Source organism: Psychromonas algarum (assembly GCF_004376845.1).
In the GTDB taxonomy this organism is placed as follows: Bacteria; Pseudomonadota; Gammaproteobacteria; order Enterobacterales; family Psychromonadaceae; genus Psychromonas.
Genome location: NZ_SNUW01000002.1, coordinates 278,490 through 297,354 on the forward strand (window position 1 = coordinate 278,490; position 18,865 = coordinate 297,354).

Here is an 18,865-nt window from a genome sequence, read left to right on the forward strand (position 1 = left end):
GTTAAATAAGCCAGTAGATGTAAATAAGCGCAAATACTGGTACAGCAGCAGTCAAGCTGTCAACACGATCTAAAATACCGCCATGCCCAGGCAATAAATTACTACTGTCTTTCAAACCAGCTTCTCGTTTGAATATACTTTCTGTTAAATCACCTAAAGCAGAAACTAATGTAGTGATTAATGATGCAACAAAAAATACGCCAAGTTTATCATCAGTAATCGCAAAGAAATCACTCGCAAAATAAGCCACGATCATTGCACAAACTAATCCACCTACTAGCCCTTCAATGGTTTTACCAGGACTCACATTAGGCGCTAGTTTATGTTTACCGAACTGTCTACCAGCAAAGTATGCGCCAGTATCAGCAGCCCATACTAATAAAAACACGTACATTAATAACTGAGCACCAAAATAGAATTCATGATGCATATTGACTGAACGTAATACAACTAATCCCCAGAAAAACGGGATCAGGGTTAATAATCCAAAAATACTCTTAATAAACTTACTTGAACGCCACAGAGTTGCTGATGTTGGGTAACGGATCACTAATAAAAAGGCCAGACACCACCAAATAGCGGCAATAACTAATCCTGAAATAATATAAATATTAGGCTTTGTCCCCCCCCAAATGGCACCAATAGGCATAAATATTAAGGTAACACCAAGAATAATACCGAAGATATAAAGCGTAGCTGCAGAAGGCTCTTTACTCACAAATCCCGCCCATTCTTTACTGGCAAGTAAAAAAAGAGCGGCTGCAAATAAAGTGAAAAATTTTAATGGTAAAAAGAAAATAGCAGCGATAGCTAGTGGCGCTAATACAAGCGCAGTTATAATTCGTTGTTTCACAGAAAATTCCCGTTATATCTGTAGGATAAAAACTAACTACTTACTTGCGCGCTGGTTTGTCCAAAACGTCGCTCTTTACCTGAAAACACATCTACAGCAAGTTGGAAGGTATCGGCATTAAAATCCGGCCATAACACATCTGTAAAATATAATTCAGCATAAGCAAGTTGCCACAATAGGAAGTTACTAATACGATAGTCACCTCCCGTTCGAATCATCAGATCAATATCTGAAAATTCAGCCAATGATAATGAATTGTTTACTAATGATTCATCAATATCATCAATCGCTAATGTTCCATCTTTAACTTGTTTGGCGATTTGTTGGGTTGCATTTGTGATATCCCAACGTCCACCATAATTAGCAGCCACATTAACGGCTAAACCAGTATTATTTTCAGTTAACGCCTCAGCATTACTTATTTTTTTTTGCAGACGGTCACTAAAAGCAGAGACATCACCAATTATTTTTAAGCTAATATTATTTTTATGTAACTTTTTAACTTCACGTCCAAGAACTGTAAAAAACAGCTCCATCAACATATTAACTTCTTCTTTTGGACGCCTCCAATTTTCACTACTAAAAGCAAAAATAGTTAGTGCCTCAATTTTATGCTCACTGGCAAAAACAATCGCTTTACGTAGTGCTTTTACACCATGTTTATGCCCAAAAACACGATGTTTCCCTTTTTTCTCAGACCAACGACCATTGCCATCCATAATAATCGCAACATGTTTAGGGAATTTCTTTTCAAGTGCTTTTGTTGTCACAGTAATCCTTGGTAGTCAGCTAAATGCATCTAATTATAATCATTCTTAGATGCATTTATTTAGCTGTTATTAATATTACACTTCCATTAATTCAGCTTCTTTAACTGCTAATACTTCATCAACTTTTTTGATGCTTTCATTAGTTACTTTTTGTACTAATTCTTCACCTTGACGTTGCTGATCTTCGCTGATCTCTTTTTCTTTTTCTAAATCTTTAAAGTCACCATTAGCATCACGACGAATATTGCGAATAGCAATACGTGTATTTTCAGCTTCACCACGAACCACTTTAATTAAGTCTTTACGACGCTCTTCTGTTAATGGCGGCAAAGGAATACGAATAACTGTGCCAGCAGACATTGGGTTTAAACCTAAATTAGAGCCCATGATTGCTTTTTCTACAGCAGCAATTAATGTTGCATCAAAAACAGTGATTGTTAATGTACGAGAATCTTCTGTAGATACGTTACCCACTTGACGTAGAGGTGTGTTTGAACCGTAATATGGCACCATAATACCGTCTAGTAAACTAGGGTGTGCTCGGCCAGTACGTACTTTAGCTAATTGGCTTTTAAATGAATCGATGCTTTTATTCATACGAGTTTGAGCATCATCTTTGATTTCGTTAATCATATTTATTTCCTAACTTATTGTTCACTGTTTAATAATATTAAATATTTTGATCTGTATGAGTGATTGTTGTTCCTTCATCACCACCTAATACAACACGGCTTAATGCGCCAGGTTTATTCATATTAAATACACGAATCGGTAAACTATGATCACGTGCTAAGGTAAAGGCAGCTAAATCCATCACTTGTAATTCTTTTTCTAAAACGGTTTGGTAATCTAATACACTGTATAATTGCGCGTCAGGGTTTTTAACTGGATCTGCATCGTAAACACCATCTACTTTTGTACCTTTAAGTACCGCATCGGCTTCAATTTCAATACCACGTAAGCAAGCTGCAGAATCTGTTGTAAAGAATGGGTTACCTGTACCGGCAGAAAAAATAACCACAGTGCCTAATTTTAAATATTTAATTGCTTCAGCCCAGTTATAATCGTCACAAACACCGTTTAGTGGAATTGCTGACATTAAACGAGAATTAACATGTGCACGATGTAATGCATCACGCATTGCTAAACCATTCATTACCGTTGCTAACATCCCCATATGGTCACCAACAACACGGTTCATACCTGCTTGTGCTAAGCCTGCACCACGGAAAATATTACCACCACCGATAACCAAACCAACTTGCACACCTGATTCAATTAATGATTTTATTTCTAAAGCCATACGATCCAACACTTTTGGATCAATACCGAACCCTTCTTCACCAACGAGCGCTTCTCCGCTCAATTTTAATAAAATACGACGATATGCAGATTTAGGGTTAGTGCTCATAATTCTATTCCTCAAGTTGAAATAATACCGATTTTTTAAACTTATTATAAAAAAGAGTTTAAAAAATAGGTCTTTTAATAACCAAATTCACTGACTTTTGAATGCAAAAGAACCGCAGCCATGCCGCGGTTCTTTTTTATACTTGATTAATGCTTCGCAACATTAGTCATTATTTTGCAAGTTAATTACTTAGAAGCAGCCATTGTAGCAGCAACTTCAGCAGCAAAATCTTCTACTTTTTTCTCGATGCCTTCACCAACTTCTAAACGGATGAAAGTGACAACGTCTGCATTTGCACCTTTAAGAAGTTTAGCAACCGTCATTGAAGGATCTTTAATGAACGCTTGACCAGTTAAGCTTACTTCACCAGTAAACTTAGCCATACGACCAGTTACCATTTTTTCTGCGATTTCAGCAGGTTTACCACTGTCAATTGCAATTTGTAATTGAATTTCTTTCTCTTTTGCAACAACTTCTGCAGGTACGTCAGTAGGTTTAACGAACTGAGGTGCAGCAGCAGCAACATGCATTGCAATATCTTTAGCTAATTCAGCGTCACCGCCAGTTAGTGAAGAGATAACACCGATTTTGCGACTATGTACGTAAGCGCCAAGGTTTTCACCTTCAACGATTTGTAAACGACGTACAGAGATGTTTTCACCGATTTTAGCAACTAATAGTTCACGAGCTTCTTCAACCGTCATATCGTCGTATGCTAATGCATTTAACGCTTCAACTGTATCTACTTTATTTGCAAGCGCGATATCAGCGGCTTTTTCAGCAAATGCTAAGAAGCTTTTGTCCATAGCAACGAAGTCTGTTTCACAGTTAACTTCGATAATTAATGCTGTAGTACCATTTGATTTAGCAAAAATAGCACCTTCAGCAGCAACACGGCCTGCTTTTTTAGCTGCTTTGATTGCACCTGATTTACGCATGTTTTCAATTGCAAGCTCGATGTTACCATCAGCTTCAACTAATGCTTTTTTACAATCCATCATACCCGCAGCTGTGCGGTCACGAAGTTCTTTAACTTGCTGAGCTGTAATAGCCATTGTTTGAATTCCTATTTTTTAATTCTATAAATAAAAAAGGGGCCATATAGACCCCTGATAACCAACCAAAGATTGGTTAATAAGAGCTTCTATTCTAAGAAGAACTTATTTCTCAGCTGATTCTTCTTCAACAAAACCTTCAGCTACTACTACTTCTTCAGTGCGGCCTTCTTTAACAGCTTCAGCAGCTGCAGTTAAGTAAAGCTTAACAGCACGGATAGCATCATCATTACCAGGTACGATATAGTCGATGTTATCTGGGCAAGAGTTAGTATCTACAACAGCGATAACTGGAATACCTAAGTTATTCGCTTCTTTAATTGCAATGTGCTCGTGATCAGCATCGATTACGAAGATTACATCTGGGATACCACCCATGTTTTTAATACCGCCAAGTGTTTTTTCAAGTTTCTCTAATTCACGAGTACGCATAAGCGCTTCTTTCTTAGTTAACTTGTCAAAAGTACCGTCTTGGCTTTGAACTTCAAGATCTTTCAAACGCTTGATCGATTGACGAACTGTTTTCCAGTTAGTCAACATACCACCTAACCAACGGTGATCAACATAGAATTGCTCACATGAGATAGCAGCTTCTTTAACAGCTTCTGAAGCTGCACGTTTAGTACCAACAAAAAGAACTTTGCCTTTTTTAGATGCTTTAGCTTCTAAGAAGTTAAGCGCTTGGTTAAACATAGGAACTGTTTTTTCAAGGTTGATGATATGAACTTTATTACGAGCACCAAAAATGAATGGTTTCATTTTTGGGTTCCAGTAACGAGTTTGGTGACCGAAGTGAACGCCTGCTTGTAGCATATCGCGCATTGATACTGTTGCCATTTGAATTTCCTCTTAGGGGGTTAGGCCTCCACACATCCCATACACTCGACCATTAATTTCTTAAACAGAAAAAGGCACCCCGAGTGACGTGTCGATGCGTGTGTGTTGTTTAAATAATAATCCTTAAATATCAAAGCATTAAATGCGATGACTGAATTATATTGATTAATTGAGAATGTGACTAAAAAATTAATCTATCAATCTCGGTGCGCTTTATACCATAGTTCCTACTTTAGCTCAATAAATAGCGTATTAATTAGCAACTTTTTTAAGCTATTTTATCCTCCTATACACCCTATCAATTTTGGGGTTTTCTGTTCATTATTTTATCTAGCACCAAAGGTTAAAATTCTTTATAGTTGTAGACTAAATAAATTATTCAAAGTATAGAGATCTCATATGACTGGAATCATCAAAACCGCTCAAGAAATAGAAAAAATGCGCATCGCAGGACAACTTGCAGCAGATGTACTCACTATGATTGAGCCACATGTTAAAAAGGGTGTAACAACCAACGAATTAAATACACTTTGTCATGACTTCATTGTTAATGAACAAGGCGCGATTCCAGCACCGCTTAATTACCATGGTTTTCCAAAGTCAATTTGTACTTCATTGAATTATGTTGTTTGCCACGGTATCCCTAATGATAAAGCATTAAAAGAAGGTGATATTGTGAATATTGATATCACAGTGATCAAAGATGGTTACCACGGTGATACTTCAAAAATGTTTATGGTAGGTAAAGCAACTATCCTTGCTGAACGTTTATCTCGCGTAGCGCAAGAGTGTTTATACATTGGTATTAATATGGTTAAACCCGGTGCTCGTTTAGGCGACATTGGTGCTGCGATTCAAAAACATGCTGAAAACCATAATTATTCAATTGTACGTGAATATTGTGGACATGGTATTGGAGCAGGTTTCCACGAAGAGCCACAGGTTTTACATTATGGTAAAAAAGGCACAGGCGAAGTATTAAAAGCAGGTCAATGTTTTACTATCGAACCAATGCTAAATGCAGGTAAACGTGATTGTAAAGTATTACGTGATGAGTGGACTGTTGTCACTAAAGATAAAAAATTATCAGCTCAATGGGAACATACATTATTAGTGACTGAAACAGGTGTTGAAATTTTAACGCTGCGTCCAGAAGAAACAATTGAGCGTATTATTAACCCAGAATAAATATAATGAGCCTGCTTTTAGTTAATAACAAGTAGGCTCCAATACGAGGCTTTAAATGGATTTCGAACAGTACTCCCCGCAGAATATTCAAAACAAAGATCTTTCGATCTCTTTTCTCAAAAATCATCTAAAAGAATTTGGCGACTGGCAACTCGAACAATTCCAAGCAAGAAAACACATCAATGAACTGGTTACAATGCGTGCTGCCTATATTGATGAATTATTAAGCCGATTATGGGATTTTGTTGGTTTAAATGAAAGTTTTGATTTAAGTCTAATTGCTGTTGGTGGTTATGGGAGAGGAGAATTGCACCCAAAATCAGATATTGATTTATTAATCCTCTCAGATCATGGCTTTAGTAAAGAATCAGAAGAAAAAATTAGCCAACTCATTATGCTACTCTGGGACTTAAAGCTTGATGTAGGTAATAGTGTACGCACACTTCAAGACTGTTTAGAGCAAGGTAAAGCGGACATTACTGTCGCAACCAGCATGATTGAAGCTCGTTTAATACGAGGTAATGAAACAACCTTTGGAAAATTACAAGATATCATCAGCCAAGATGATTTCTGGCCATCGGCGCAATTCTTTACAGTCAAAAAAGAAGAGCAGTTTGACCGTCATAGGAACTGTCGCGGTGATGGTTACAATCTAGAACCAGATATCAAAAATGGTTGTGGAGGTTTACGCGATATTCAAACCATCGCTTGGGTTTCAAAACGTCATTTTGATGCGCATAGCCTTCTAGAATTAACTTCCTATGGTTATATCACACAAGGTGAATACCATGAGATCAGCGACTGTCAGTCACAACTATGGAGTATTCGCTTTGCGTTACACACGGTTACTAACCGCCCAGACAACCGTTTGTTATTTGATTTTCAAAGTGAAGTTGCAAAGTTATTAGGTTACACAGGACAACGTAATGAAGCCGTAGAGCAGATGATGAAAATGTTCTATCAAACTATTCGTCGTGTGAAAGAGCTTAACGAAATGCTATTACAATATTTCGACGAGGCAATTTTAGGTAACGTAGCGACTGAATTTCATATTATCGATGAACATTTTCAAATACGTGGCAATAAAATTGAACTGATCTCATCGGGTCACTTTCAAGAAAATCCTGAATCAATTCTACAACTGTTTGTTCACATTGCTAATGATCCTCGTATTAAAGGTATTTATTCCAGCACACTACGGGAATTACGTGAAGCAAGACGATGCTTAACACACTGGTTACAAAATATTCCAGAATGCCGAATTATTTTTATGGAGATAATCCAACATCCTCGCGGTATGGGGCTTCCTTTTACGCTAATGTATGAATATGGCGTTCTAGCGGCTTATATCCCTCAATGGAGTCGTATTGTTGGACAAATGCAATTTGATCTATTCCATGCTTACACCGTTGATGCGCATACACATAAATTAGCAAAATTTATTTATAACTATCCAAAAAGCAAACAAGACCATCCTTTAGCACATGATATTTATGAAGATCTCGCGAAACCGCACTTATTATTTTTAGCGACTATTTTTCATGATATTGCCAAGGGACAACAGGGAGATCACTCAACATTAGGTGCTGTTGATGCATTAGCATTTTGTGAATTACATGGATTAACTCGTCATGAAAGCAAAGTCGTCGCATGGCTAGTTGAACACCATTTAACCATGTCAGTAACTGCGCAACGTCGTGATATTAGTGATCCAAATGTTATTATTGCTTTTGCAAAAATAGTACGTGATGAAAAACATTTAAATTTACTTTATTGTCTTACTGTTGCTGATATTTGTGCAACCAATGAAGACACGTGGAATAGTTGGAAAGCTTCATTATTACGTGATTTATACTATAAAACACTAACCATGCTACGCCGTGGTCTTGAAAATCCACCCGATATTCGTGACCGTATTCGCGATCGTCAAATGAAAGCATTAGCTAATTTAGCAGAGCTAGGTATTACACCTGAAATGGTAAAACCTTTGTGGAAGCGTTTTAAATTAAATTATTTTTTCCGTTACACATTTGAGCAAATTAGTTGGCACACCCAACATTTATTAGCACATAAAGATGACAGTAAACCGTTAATCTTGATCAGCACTAAAAATGCACGCGGTGGTAGTGAAATCTTTGTTTACCATAAAGATATGCCCATATTATTTTCTTCCGTTGTAACAGAGATTGATAATAAAAAACTCAGTGTGCATGATGCAAAAATTCTCTCAAGTCGAGACAATTATTCTTTAAGCACATTTACAGTATTAGAAGAAGATGGCGAACATATTGACGATAATAAAATCCAACGTTTACGTGAAGCGATTTTAGATTCGTTATTAAAACCAGATGTTATTAATTCAAATTTAATCCGATTAGAACGTGTTAAACGTCCTTTTAAATTTGAGCCTAAAATAACCTTTTTACCTACACGCCGTAAACGTACTCAAATTGAAGTGGTTGCTTTTGACGCTCCTGGTATTTTAGCCAATATTGGTACTGTATTTGTGGATCATGGTTTAATGCTTGATACTGCGAAAATTTCTACCATAGGTGAACGAGCTGAAGATCTATTTATTGTCTCAACTGCGGATGGGGATTCATTAACAAAAGAGCAGGAAGAGAGCTTACAAGCAAGCTTAATGTATGAGTTGAGCCCTAGCACTTAGCAGTGCCAAGGTTTATTTATAATACTAGTGGTGACATAGAAATATTCATCACTAGTATTTAAATTTTATTCATTAATGTTCAAACGTCACAAAATCATGATTCAAAACACTTAGTACAACTTTATCCCCAATATTAAATTGTAAGCATTCACTGCTGTGATTGCTGTGTCTTACAATAAATTCTTGCCCTGAAAAATCGACTGTTATCTGCTGTAATGCACCTTGAAAATCCACTTGTTTCACCACAGCTTCACCATTTAAATCAGGTGTAATAGCAATATGTTCAGGACGTAATAATAGGCGTAATTGTTGCCCTGCCTGCTGCTCAATAACACTGTTACTACCTAATAAACCAAAGCAAGTTTGATAGCTATATTTATCTACAACCTCAACATTTATATAATTGGCTTGGCCCATAAAATTAGCAACATATACGGTATTAGGTTGGCGATATAACTTCTGCGCAGTATCGATTTGCACAATTTTACCCGCTTGCATCAAAGCAATACGATCTGCAAAAGCAAACCCTTCTTCTTTAGAGTGTGTTACAAATAAAGCACTCATTTTCCGTTGTTTAAATAATTGACGAATTTCATGGATCAATTGAAACCGAACATGCTGATCTAAATTAGAGAAGGGTTCATCTAATAACATTAAGTCTGGCTGATAAGCTAATGCACGTGCAATGGCAATACGCTGTTGCTGCCCACCAGAAAGTTGATGTGGAAAGCGTTCAGCCATATCAGCTAGCTGTACTAGCGTTAATACTTCTTGCACACGTTGTTGCTTTTCCGTTTTAGACATTTTTGCCAATGAGAAAGCAACATTATCAAAAACATTAAGGTGCGGAAAAAGAGCGTAATCTTGAAAAATAAGACCTATCTTTCTTAATTCTGGAGGCATAAATGTTTTGTGATCATTTAAGGTTTTTTGTTGAATAGTAATTTTCCCGCTTAACTCCGTTTGCAAACCAGCAACTGCTCTTAATAAAGTTGTCTTACCACAGCCACTTTCACCTAATAAACAGACTATTTCATTATCGTTTAAGGTTAGATTCAAGGCTTCTAACACCGTTGTTTTTTGATACGAACAACTTAGGTTCTGAATATCTAAAGCACTCATTAAGACCTTTTCTCCAACATATTATTTACTACAATAAACGGAATTAAACCTAATACGATAATCATTAATGCAGGCAATGCTGCATATTCAATCATTTCATCAGAAACAAATTGATATACATAGGTTGCTAATGTTTCAAAATTAAAAGGTCGTAATAATAAAGCGGCTGGTAATTCTTTCATCGCTTCAATAAAAACTAAAATGAAGGCTGTTAACAAACCTTTTTTAATTAAAGGAAGATTAACTCGCCAAATAGTTTTAGCTGGACCATGCCCTAATGTTCTCGATGCAAGATCTAATGATGGAGAGACTTGCACTAAGCTGCTATCTACGCTGCCCACAGCGATTGCACTAAATCGTACCAAATAACCTAAAACCAAAATAAACAGCGACCCTGATAGCACTAATCCTAATGAAGACAATCCCCAACTAATGAATAAGTCATTTAGCCAAAGATCAATATTCGTCAGAGGGATTAAAACACCAATGGCAACAACCGTACCAGGGACGGCATAACCAAGCGAAGATAAACGAACTGCAGACTTAGCCCCAAGACCGGGATTTAATCGTTGGTAAAAGTTCACCACCAAAGCAACAGCTAATGCAAGTATGGCAACCAAAAAAGCTAACCATAAACTGTTTATCGTATAATTGATGAGATCATCATTTAGAGATTCAGCAAAATAATGAACGGCATAATAAAGTAATACAGCAATCGGGATAAATAATGACAAGCTTATTAACAACCACGTAAAAGTAAGCGCCCCCCACTTTTTCCAACCTGTTAATACAAAGCGAATATCTGTACTTACACTACCGTTGCGTTGATAAACTTTTTGCTTACGACGACTATAGTTTTCCAAGGAAATAAGAATAACTAATACCAACAGCATCACAGAGGAGATTTTTGCCGCCGTTGTTAAGCTACCTAATTCCAACCAAGTATCATAAATGGCTGTTGTTAATGTACTCACAGCAAAATAGTTCACAGTCGCAAAATCGCCTAATGTTTCCATTGCAATTAATGAGATACCAACAGCCATTGCAGAACGTGATAAAGGGATACTGACTCGCCAAAAGGCTCTTAATGGCGAAAGCCCTAAACTTCTAGCTGCTTGAAATAAACCACCTGATTGGGCTAAGAAAGCACCACGTAACAATAAATATAAATAAGGAAACAACGCTAATGCCAAAATGACAGAAGCACCTAATAAGGTGCGGATGTCAGGAAAGTAGTAGTCATTGGCAGATTGCCAACCAAAAAGCTGCCGCAAGGTTCGTTGCACAGGACCTGAGAAATCTAATAAGTCAGTATAAACAATGGCAATAATGTAAGGAGGCATCGCTAAAGGTAACATTAATACCCATTGCAAAGTTCTACGAGTTGGAAATTCACAACAAGCAACAAACCAAGCACAAGGCATAGCAAAGCAGATACTAAATAAAACGACACAGAGAATTAATAGAAGGGTATTACTGATATAAGTCAATAAAACAGTATCAAGCAAATGTTGAAAACTACCGCTGTCATCAATAACAAACGCACTTAAAACAATGGCAATAATTGGAGATAATAAAATACAAGTTACCACCCAAGGCAGTAACTTGTAGAGATTAAACGACTTAGAGATCAAATTTCACTTCATCCAGTAACTTGATAGCAGCTTCATGCTGTGCAGCTATATCAGATAATGCGATATCATCTGCTTTAAATGTGCCCCATGATGCAACTAATTTAGATAGTTGTACATTCTCTTTTACAGGATATTCAAAATTAATTTCTGCATACATTTGCTGAGCAACATCGCCAGATAAGAACTCCATTAATTTAATAGCATTTTCTTTATTTGGAGAGTATTTAGCTAAAGAAATACCACTCACATTTAAGTGCGAACCTGTTGTCGCTTGGTTAGGGAAGTTAATGTTAACTGCTTCTGCCCAAGACACTTGTTTTGGATCGTTAACCATTTTTCCTAAATAATAGCTGTTGCCTAATGCATAATCACATACACCATCTTTAACTGCTTTAACTTGGCCACGGTCATTACCTTGTGGTTTACGTGCTAAATTTGCTTTCAAGCCTTCTAACCAAACTTTTGCTTTAGCTTCACCTTCATGTGCAATAATAGAAGCTAATAACGAGACATTGTAAGGATGTTTACCAGAGCGCATACATACTTTACCTTTAAATTCAGGTGTTGCTAAATCTTGGTAAGTAATTTTAGGCGCAGGACCAACACGCTCAGAAGATGAATAGATGTTACGTACACGACTTGTTAATGCAACCCATTGATTTTCTTTACCACGGAATTTACTTGGAATATTTTTATTTAAAATATCACTCGCAACAGGTTGTGCTAAACCATCTTTAGCAAATAATGCTAAACGACTAAAATCAGATGTTAGCATAAGGTCTGCAGTTGATAGTTTGCCTTCACGTTTAATACGCTCAATTAAACCTTTTTTAGCAAATAAAATATTTACTTTTATGCCCGTTTCAGCAGTAAACTCTTTCATCATAGGTTCAATTAGAAATGGTTGGCGGTATGAATAAACATTGACTTCTTCAGCGGCATAAGACATTGAACTTGCTAGAGCAGATGCACCAGCTAATAAAACGGTGAAACTTTTTTTAATAGACATATTTTCTTCCATAAATAATAGTAATTATCAAGTGCGACAGAGTTTAATGATAACAATTACTATTTACAAGTTTAATTTATAATTATTTCATCATAAATTAAACTGTAAAAAACAACTTACTACTCAGAAAGAGTAAGGAAAAGGAGTCTACTTTAAGGTTTCACATCAAATAACAAAAAGGCATTATATTTTTATATATAATGCCTTTTTATTGACGCAAAAAATAAATCTAAAGATTAAAAATATACGCGTACTACGGATACAGCCACACAACCAGGACGGCGTGTACCCTGTATTTCGATTGAAATTTCTTTCTCAATTTCTAAGCCACGTTTAATGGGAGAAACTTTAATTAAACGGCTATGAGCGCGAATAACACTGCCCGTTTTCACAGGATAAGGAAAACGCACCTGGTTTAATCCATAATTCACAGTCATTTTTGCATTTGGATAAGCGGGACGACTTGCATCCACACTATCAGTTAAACGTGGTAATAATGATAAAGTTAAAAAACCATGCGCAATCGTTGTTTTAAATGGAGATTCTTTTTCTGCACGCTCTACGTCGTTATGCAGCCATTGGTGATCTTCAGTGACATTTGAAAACTGATCGACACGATCTTGAGTAATGGTGTACCAGTCTCCAACATGAACCTCTTCTCCAATTTGAGTTTGCAAGGTTAAAAAAAGTTCTCTTGCTTCAACTGAAACTTGAATAGGTTTCTGCGCAACTTTTATTGATTGACCATCTTCTAAAACTGAATATTCTTTTATCCATGACATTAATTGTGCACGGTTATTATGTGCATTCTTAATAAATAAAGAGTAATAGTCTCGAATCGCAGGTGACATCCACTCTTTAAAATCAAAAGCAAATTTTTGCATCAAATCTGCTTTGTATTTATTAATATCTATTTTTTTCATAAAAAATGGCTTTCCCTTAAGGCGTTTTTATTAAATTAATGAAGCGTTAATTTCATTTAAAATTGCCACAGGGTCTTGCGCCTGAGTAATAGGACGTCCAATCACCAAATAATCAGAACCACTTTCAATAGCCTGTTTTGGTGTTTTAATACGACGTTGGTCACCCGCATCAGATCCCGCAGGGCGGATACCAGGGGTAATAAGTTTAAATGACTCACCTAATAACGCTTTAAGCTCTTCTGCTTCATGTGAAGAACAAACAACACCATCTAAACCAGATGATTTAGTTAAGGTAGCTAAACGCTTTACTTGCTCTGCAGGCGTTAGATTTATACCTAATTCTGTAAGGTCACTTTGATCCATACTAGTTAATACTGTCACAGCAATTAATAATGGGGCTTTGTCACCATAAGGTAACAATATTTCTTTTGCGGCTTCCATCATACGACGACCACCACTAGCATGGACATTAACCATCCAAACACCTAAATCAGCAGCCGCTTTTACTGCTTTAGCAACAGTATTTGGAATATCATGAAATTTTAAATCTAAAAATACATCAAACCCTTTTGCTACCACTAGCTTTACAAAATCAGGACCAAAATGAGTAAACATCTCTTTACCAATTTTTAAACGACATGTACTAGGGTCTAACTGTTCAATAAAAGCTAATGCTTGTTGTTTGTTATCATAATCTAGAGCGATAACAACTTTAGGATCTGTAACTTGATTCATTTTGTTTCCTATCTAAAACGGTATTAATTTACTGTATTAATAATAAAAATGTTATTCGCCATCTAAACCTCTAATCGGTTTAATACGTCCCCAACTTTTACAAGATGGACACAGCCAAAATAATTTTTTAATGGAATAACCACATTTTTGGCAGCGATACTGTGGACGAAACTTAATTTGTTCACTAACGAGTTGATGTAAAAAGGTTAAACTTTCTCGCTCATTATCAGATTGCGCTAAACGCAAGTGATAAGTCATCAAATGATTAAAGCCTTTCATCGTTGGATTACGGCGTAACTCCTGCAACATAAAGGCTTGTGCTTTTTCTACACTTCTAAATTCAGCAATCAATGTAGATAATAAAATAACCGCACTTGCCCCTCCGCCTAAACTAACAATACGATATAAATAATTAATTAACTCATTTTCTGTATGTAATTTTTTATGTAGCGCATACAGTTTATCTAAAATGACTTCTGTAAAATCAATATCTAATTCAGGGATAGTTTGTAGTATTTTTAATGCTTTTTCAGGCTGTTGATTACGATCATAATAATTAGCCATCGCCATACATGCACGAATACATTCTGGAAAAGTATGTAATGCCTTTTCATATAATTTAATGGCTTGTTTTTGTTGCTCAGGCTTTTTCATTTGATCCGCTAAGCTACAATACAAATAAGATAATGTTCTTGGTTTGGCATGTTCTTTGCCCATCTTATTTAATTGCTCAGTACAGGAAACCGCTTCTTTCCATTCCTTTAACTGCTGATGAATAAGTAATAAATTTTCTAGAGCAACTTGTTTATATTCAGGAGATTCTTTGAGTTGGATAAAAATTTCTTCACTACGATCAAATAAACCAGATTGATAAAAATCTTTACCAAGCTGCAACATAGCTAAATCACGTTGTTCAATGGTTAAAGAAGGGCGAGCAATAAGGTTCTGATGAATACGTATAGCACGATCTACCTCGCCACTTTGACGAAATAAATTACCTAAAGCAAGGTGGGTTTCAATGGTTTCATCATCAACATCTAATAAAGCAATAAAATGATCGACAGCTTTATCAGGTTGTTCATTTAGTAAAAAGTTTAACCCTTGTACATAATCGCGACTGAGCTGATTACCCTTTTTTTGCTTTTTTTGATAAACACTGCGCACTCCCATATACCAACCATAGAAGGCTGCGACGGGAAGCAGGAGAAAGAATATTTCTTGCACTAAGAGTTAATCTTTTTCTGTTTTAGCACGTAAATCATTAAGTTCTCTTCGCTGTTTTATATTTAATTTTTGTAATTTGCGGTTTCTCATTTTCAATATTAAATAAAAATAACTTGCTAAACAAACCGCCACTAAAAAACCAGATGAAAAAATAATCGCTAATAGTGTTGATAGACGTAATTCATTCTGAGCGATCAAATAATGTAATGTAACTAATTGTTGGTTTTTCAAACCTAAAATAACGGCAACAACAAAAAATAAGACTGTGATTAATATAGTTAGAAATCGTTTCATACTGATACCCACACAAAAATAAGAATAGATGAGTGTATTATAAATCAATCATGGAATAAATCATTGATATGAATCGTTTAGTATTATGGCTCAGATATTGAGAAAATTAATGCTATTTTAGGGGAATAGTGAGGAAAGCGAGTATCCACTTAAACTGTAGATAAAAAAATGGTGCTTTTCAGCACCACTTTTATTTAGGTATTTAATGCATTAACTCGTTCTCTCAATGCTTTACCCGGTTTGAAGTGAGGAACATACTTACCACCTAATTCAACCTTATCTCCTGTTTTAGGATTACGGCCAACGCGTGGTGCACGGTAATGTAAAGAAAAACTACCAAAGCCTCTAACTTCAATTCGATCGCCAGAAGCAAGAGAATTGGTCATCAACATTAATGTTTCTTTTACACTATCTTCAACTTCTTTAACCGACAATTGAAAGTGTTTGCTGGTTAGTCTTTCGATCAAATCAGACTTAGTCATAACTTACCTCGTATTATGTGAATACAAATTAAAACAGACTTCCAGTTAATGCTTTAAACGTGGCTGTTGCCAGCCACATTTAATTATTTACCTTTAGCAGCGTTAAATGCGTCTAACATTGCATTACCCATGCTTGCTTCGTCTTGTTGCTTCAAGCTATCGATAGCATCTTTTTCATCTGCTTCATCTTTCGCTTTGATAGATAGGCTGATTACGCGGTTTTTACGATCAACACCAACGTATTTAGCTTCAACAGATTCACCAGCTTTTAATACTGTAGATGCATCTTCGATACGGTCACGAGAGATATCAGCAACACGAATGTAACCTTCAACACCTTCAGTAAGAGTAACTGTAGCACCCTTAGCATCAACTTCGGAAATAGTACCTGTAACGATAGTACCTTTCTTGAATTCTGCTAAGTAGTTATTGAATGGGTCAGCAGCGATTTGCTTGATACCTAGAGAGATACGTTCGCGCTCTGGGTCAACTTGTAATACAACAGCTTCGATTTCGTCGCCTTTTTTGTATTCAAGAACAGCTTTTTCGCCTTCAACTTCCCAACTAATATCAGAAAGGTGAACTAGACCGTCGATGTTTCCGTCAAGACCGATGAAGATACCAAAGTCAGTGATAGATTTAATCTTACCAGAAACTTTTTGACCTTTATCGTGTGTTGAAGAGAACTCTTCCCACGGGTTAGCTTTACACTGTTTAAGACCTAGAGAAATACGACGACGTTCTTCATCGATATCTAGAACCATAACTTCAGCCATATCACCTAAGTTAACAACTTTAGATGGGTGGATGTTTTTGTTAGTCCAATCCATTTCAGAAACGTGAACAAGACCTTCAACGCCTTCTTCAATTTCTACGAAACAACCGTAATCAGTTAAGTTTGTCACTTTACCAGTTAGACGAGTTGATTCTGGGTAACGCTTAGCGATTGCAACCCATGGATCTTCACCTAATTGCTTAAGACCTAGAGATACACGAGTGCGCTCACGGTCAAACTTAAGGATTTTAACGTTGATTTCTTCACCAACAGTTACGATTTCGCTTGGGTGCTTAACACGTTTCCAAGCCATATCAGTAATATGCAATAGGCCGTCTACACCACCTAAGTCTACGAAAGCACCGTAGTCAGTTAGGTTTTTAACGATACCTTTAACTTCTTGACCTTCTTGAAGGTTCTCTAGAAGCTCATCACGTTCAACACTGTTTTCAGTTTCGATAACAGCACGACGAGATACAACAACATTGTTGCGTTTTTGGTCTAACTTGATCACTTTGAATTCAATATCTTTGTTTTCAAGGTGAGCAGTGTCACGTACAGGGCGTACGTCAACTAATGAACCAGGAAGGAAAGCACGGATACCGTTTAATTCAACAGTGAAACCACCTTTAACTTTACCGTTGATAACACCGATAACAGTTTCTTGGTCTTCGTACGCTTTCTCTAATTGGATCCAAGCTTCATGACGTTTAGCTTTTTCGCGAGAAAGTTTAGTTTCACCGAAACCATCTTCTACAGCGTCTAGAGCTACATCACAAACATCGCCAACTTCAACTTCAATTTCGCCAGCAGCGTTCTTGAATTCTTCAACTGGGATAGCAGCTTCAGATTTAAGACCTGCATCAACGAATACTAAGTTGTTGCTAATGCGTACGATTGTACCTTTAACAATTGTACCTGGGCGAGTTTCTACTTGTTGAAGAGATTCTTCAAATAGTTCAGCAAAAGATTCCATCATCTATTTATTCACACTTATTTTATACAACCACATACAATCCATTCGTACGGGAGGCAAGAAAGATTACCACTTCATCCATAAAGCAGCTTTATTAAACAACTGATTATTCAGTTGAAATATTCAATTTAAGTTCAGTAAAAGTTAATATTTTCTCTACAACTTCATCAATAGTTAATGATGTTGAATCGATCACAAAAGCATCATCTGCAGGGCGTAAAGGAGCAACAGCTCGGTTACGATCTCGGAAATCACGCTCTTTAATCTCGCTTAAAATTTGCGCGATACTAACATCAAAGCCCTTACCTTGCAACTGATTAAAACGACGCGTAGCTCGCTCTTCAGCGCTTGCATCTAAGAAAATTTTAACTGCAGCATCAGGAAATACAACGGTTCCCATGTCTCGTCCATCGGCAATTAATCCAGGTGCTTGTAAAAAAGCTTGTTGGCGCGCTAACAAAGCTGATCGTACCAATTCAATCGAAGCAACTTCAGACGCAGCTTGACCAACAATCTCAGTTCGTAATTTGTCACCGATATTTTCACCTGATAATAACGTATCAACACCACTTCCATTTGAAACAAAAGAAACATCTAACGTCAAGGCTAAGTCAGCTAATGCACTTGAGTCGCTCAAAATGATATTTTTCTGTAGTGCAGCATAAGCAAGAATTCGGTATAGCGCCCCACTATCTAAAAGATGCCATTGTAATTTTTTCGCTAAGATGTGACACACAGTGCCTTTACCAGATCCACTTGGACCATCAACGGTAATTAGATTTGAAACTGGCATATTTAACCCCAATTGGTGATTAGATCATTTTTATGAATAATATCTTATACCCTAATCAATTTGATTAAGAAAATCACTAAGATAATAAATTGTTTATTACAGATACAAAATTAAGA

At 36.5% G+C, this 18,865-nt stretch carries 18 protein-coding genes; 2 read left to right on the top strand and 16 right to left on the bottom strand.

Going from position 1 to position 18,865, the window contains the following annotated elements:
• Nucleotide 1: 1 nt before the first annotated feature.
• The 6 genes from E2R68_RS01260 to rpsB form a co-directional block, all read right to left on the bottom strand.
• Entirely contained in the window at nt 2–853 is an 852-nt protein-coding gene (locus E2R68_RS01260) for a phosphatidate cytidylyltransferase (RefSeq protein WP_134275692.1), read from the bottom strand.
• A 32-nt stretch (nt 854–885) separates the two neighbouring features.
• The gene (gene uppS / locus E2R68_RS01265; protein ID WP_134275693.1) at nt 886–1,629 is read right to left on the bottom strand and encodes a polyprenyl diphosphate synthase; all 744 of its coding nucleotides are present in this window, start codon (nt 1,627–1,629) and stop codon (nt 886–888) included.
• Between the two features lie 69 nt (nt 1,630–1,698).
• Nucleotides 1,699–2,256, bottom strand: coding sequence for a ribosome recycling factor (frr, locus tag E2R68_RS01270; RefSeq protein WP_134275694.1), 558 nt, complete (start codon nt 2,254–2,256; stop codon nt 1,699–1,701).
• A 37-nt stretch (nt 2,257–2,293) separates the two neighbouring features.
• Complete coding sequence (gene pyrH, locus E2R68_RS01275) at nt 2,294–3,034, bottom strand: UMP kinase (protein WP_134275695.1); 741 nt, start codon at nt 3,032–3,034, stop codon at nt 2,294–2,296.
• 185 nt (nt 3,035–3,219) lie between these two features.
• Nucleotides 3,220–4,089, bottom strand: a complete 870-nt coding sequence (gene tsf, locus E2R68_RS01280) for a translation elongation factor Ts (RefSeq protein WP_134275696.1) — start codon at nt 4,087–4,089, stop codon at nt 3,220–3,222.
• 105 nt (nt 4,090–4,194) lie between these two features.
• On the bottom strand, nt 4,195–4,926 hold the full coding sequence (rpsB, locus tag E2R68_RS01285) for a 30S ribosomal protein S2 (RefSeq protein WP_134275697.1): 732 nt from the start codon (nt 4,924–4,926) through the stop codon (nt 4,195–4,197).
• 399 nt (nt 4,927–5,325) lie between these two features.
• Here rpsB and map point away from each other — a divergent pair, with 399 nt between their 5' ends.
• Both map and glnD read left to right on the top strand, forming a co-directional pair.
• Nucleotides 5,326–6,114 carry a type I methionyl aminopeptidase gene (map, locus tag E2R68_RS01290; RefSeq protein ID WP_134275698.1) on the top strand — a complete coding sequence of 263 codons (789 nt, stop codon included), beginning with the start codon at nt 5,326–5,328 and terminating at the stop codon, nt 6,112–6,114.
• Nucleotides 6,115–6,169: 55 nt separating this feature from the next.
• A complete protein-coding gene (glnD, locus tag E2R68_RS01295) occupies nt 6,170–8,782 on the top strand; it encodes a [protein-PII] uridylyltransferase (protein ID WP_134275699.1) in 2,613 nt (870 codons plus the stop codon).
• 72 nt (nt 8,783–8,854) lie between these two features.
• On the opposite strand, the gene E2R68_RS01300 is transcribed toward glnD, so the two are convergent.
• From E2R68_RS01300 to cmk, 10 genes are all read right to left on the bottom strand, one after another.
• The gene (locus tag E2R68_RS01300) at nt 8,855–9,904 is read right to left on the bottom strand and encodes an ABC transporter ATP-binding protein (protein WP_134275700.1); all 1,050 of its coding nucleotides are present in this window, start codon (nt 9,902–9,904) and stop codon (nt 8,855–8,857) included.
• Nucleotides 9,904–11,538, bottom strand: a complete 1,635-nt coding sequence (locus E2R68_RS01305; RefSeq protein WP_134275701.1) for an ABC transporter permease — start codon at nt 11,536–11,538, stop codon at nt 9,904–9,906. Before E2R68_RS01305 ends, E2R68_RS01300 begins: the two co-directional genes overlap by 1 nt.
• Nucleotides 11,528–12,547, bottom strand: a complete 1,020-nt coding sequence (locus E2R68_RS01310; RefSeq protein ID WP_134275702.1) for a Fe(3+) ABC transporter substrate-binding protein — start codon at nt 12,545–12,547, stop codon at nt 11,528–11,530. Before E2R68_RS01310 ends, E2R68_RS01305 begins: the two co-directional genes overlap by 11 nt.
• Nucleotides 12,548–12,783: 236 nt before the next feature.
• Nucleotides 12,784–13,470 carry a MaoC family dehydratase gene (locus tag E2R68_RS01315; RefSeq protein ID WP_134275703.1) on the bottom strand — a complete coding sequence of 229 codons (687 nt, stop codon included), beginning with the start codon at nt 13,468–13,470 and terminating at the stop codon, nt 12,784–12,786.
• A gap of 30 nt (nt 13,471–13,500) precedes the next feature.
• Complete coding sequence (gene pyrF / locus E2R68_RS01320) at nt 13,501–14,205, bottom strand: orotidine-5'-phosphate decarboxylase (RefSeq protein ID WP_134275704.1); 705 nt, start codon at nt 14,203–14,205, stop codon at nt 13,501–13,503.
• Between the two features lie 51 nt (nt 14,206–14,256).
• On the bottom strand, nt 14,257–15,429 hold the full coding sequence (gene lapB, locus E2R68_RS01325) for a lipopolysaccharide assembly protein LapB (RefSeq protein WP_134275705.1): 1,173 nt from the start codon (nt 15,427–15,429) through the stop codon (nt 14,257–14,259).
• Nucleotides 15,430–15,435: 6 nt separating this feature from the next.
• On the bottom strand, nt 15,436–15,723 hold the full coding sequence (locus E2R68_RS01330) for a LapA family protein (protein WP_134275706.1): 288 nt from the start codon (nt 15,721–15,723) through the stop codon (nt 15,436–15,438).
• A gap of 194 nt (nt 15,724–15,917) precedes the next feature.
• A complete protein-coding gene (ihfB, locus tag E2R68_RS01335) occupies nt 15,918–16,205 on the bottom strand; it encodes an integration host factor subunit beta (protein WP_134275707.1) in 288 nt (95 codons plus the stop codon).
• An 83-nt stretch (nt 16,206–16,288) separates the two neighbouring features.
• Nucleotides 16,289–17,959 carry a 30S ribosomal protein S1 gene (gene rpsA / locus E2R68_RS01340; RefSeq protein WP_134275708.1) on the bottom strand — a complete coding sequence of 557 codons (1,671 nt, stop codon included), beginning with the start codon at nt 17,957–17,959 and terminating at the stop codon, nt 16,289–16,291.
• 103 nt (nt 17,960–18,062) lie between these two features.
• Entirely contained in the window at nt 18,063–18,749 is a 687-nt protein-coding gene (cmk, locus tag E2R68_RS01345) for a (d)CMP kinase (RefSeq protein WP_134275709.1), read from the bottom strand.
• Between the last annotated feature and the right edge of the window lie 116 nt (nt 18,750–18,865).

Coding starts and splice junctions, on each gene's coding strand:
- cmk (WP_134275709.1), bottom strand. CDS start 18,749: ATGCCAGTTTCAAATCTAATTACCGTTGATGGTCCAAGTGGATCTGGT.
- map (WP_134275698.1), top strand. CDS start 5,326: ATGACTGGAATCATCAAAACCGCTCAAGAAATAGAAAAAATGCGCATC.
- rpsB (WP_134275697.1), bottom strand. CDS start 4,926: ATGGCAACAGTATCAATGCGCGATATGCTACAAGCAGGCGTTCACTTC.
- E2R68_RS01310 (WP_134275702.1), bottom strand. CDS start 12,547: ATGTCTATTAAAAAAAGTTTCACCGTTTTATTAGCTGGTGCATCTGCT.
- ihfB (WP_134275707.1), bottom strand. CDS start 16,205: ATGACTAAGTCTGATTTGATCGAAAGACTAACCAGCAAACACTTTCAA.
- rpsA (WP_134275708.1), bottom strand. CDS start 17,959: ATGATGGAATCTTTTGCTGAACTATTTGAAGAATCTCTTCAACAAGTA.
- E2R68_RS01300 (WP_134275700.1), bottom strand. CDS start 9,904: ATGAGTGCTTTAGATATTCAGAACCTAAGTTGTTCGTATCAAAAAACA.
- tsf (WP_134275696.1), bottom strand. CDS start 4,089: ATGGCTATTACAGCTCAGCAAGTTAAAGAACTTCGTGACCGCACAGCT.
- pyrH (WP_134275695.1), bottom strand. CDS start 3,034: ATGAGCACTAACCCTAAATCTGCATATCGTCGTATTTTATTAAAATTG.
- glnD (WP_134275699.1), top strand. CDS start 6,170: ATGGATTTCGAACAGTACTCCCCGCAGAATATTCAAAACAAAGATCTT.
- frr (WP_134275694.1), bottom strand. CDS start 2,256: ATGATTAACGAAATCAAAGATGATGCTCAAACTCGTATGAATAAAAGC.
- E2R68_RS01330 (WP_134275706.1), bottom strand. CDS start 15,723: ATGAAACGATTTCTAACTATATTAATCACAGTCTTATTTTTTGTTGTT.
- E2R68_RS01315 (WP_134275703.1), bottom strand. CDS start 13,470: ATGAAAAAAATAGATATTAATAAATACAAAGCAGATTTGATGCAAAAA.
- pyrF (WP_134275704.1), bottom strand. CDS start 14,205: ATGAATCAAGTTACAGATCCTAAAGTTGTTATCGCTCTAGATTATGAT.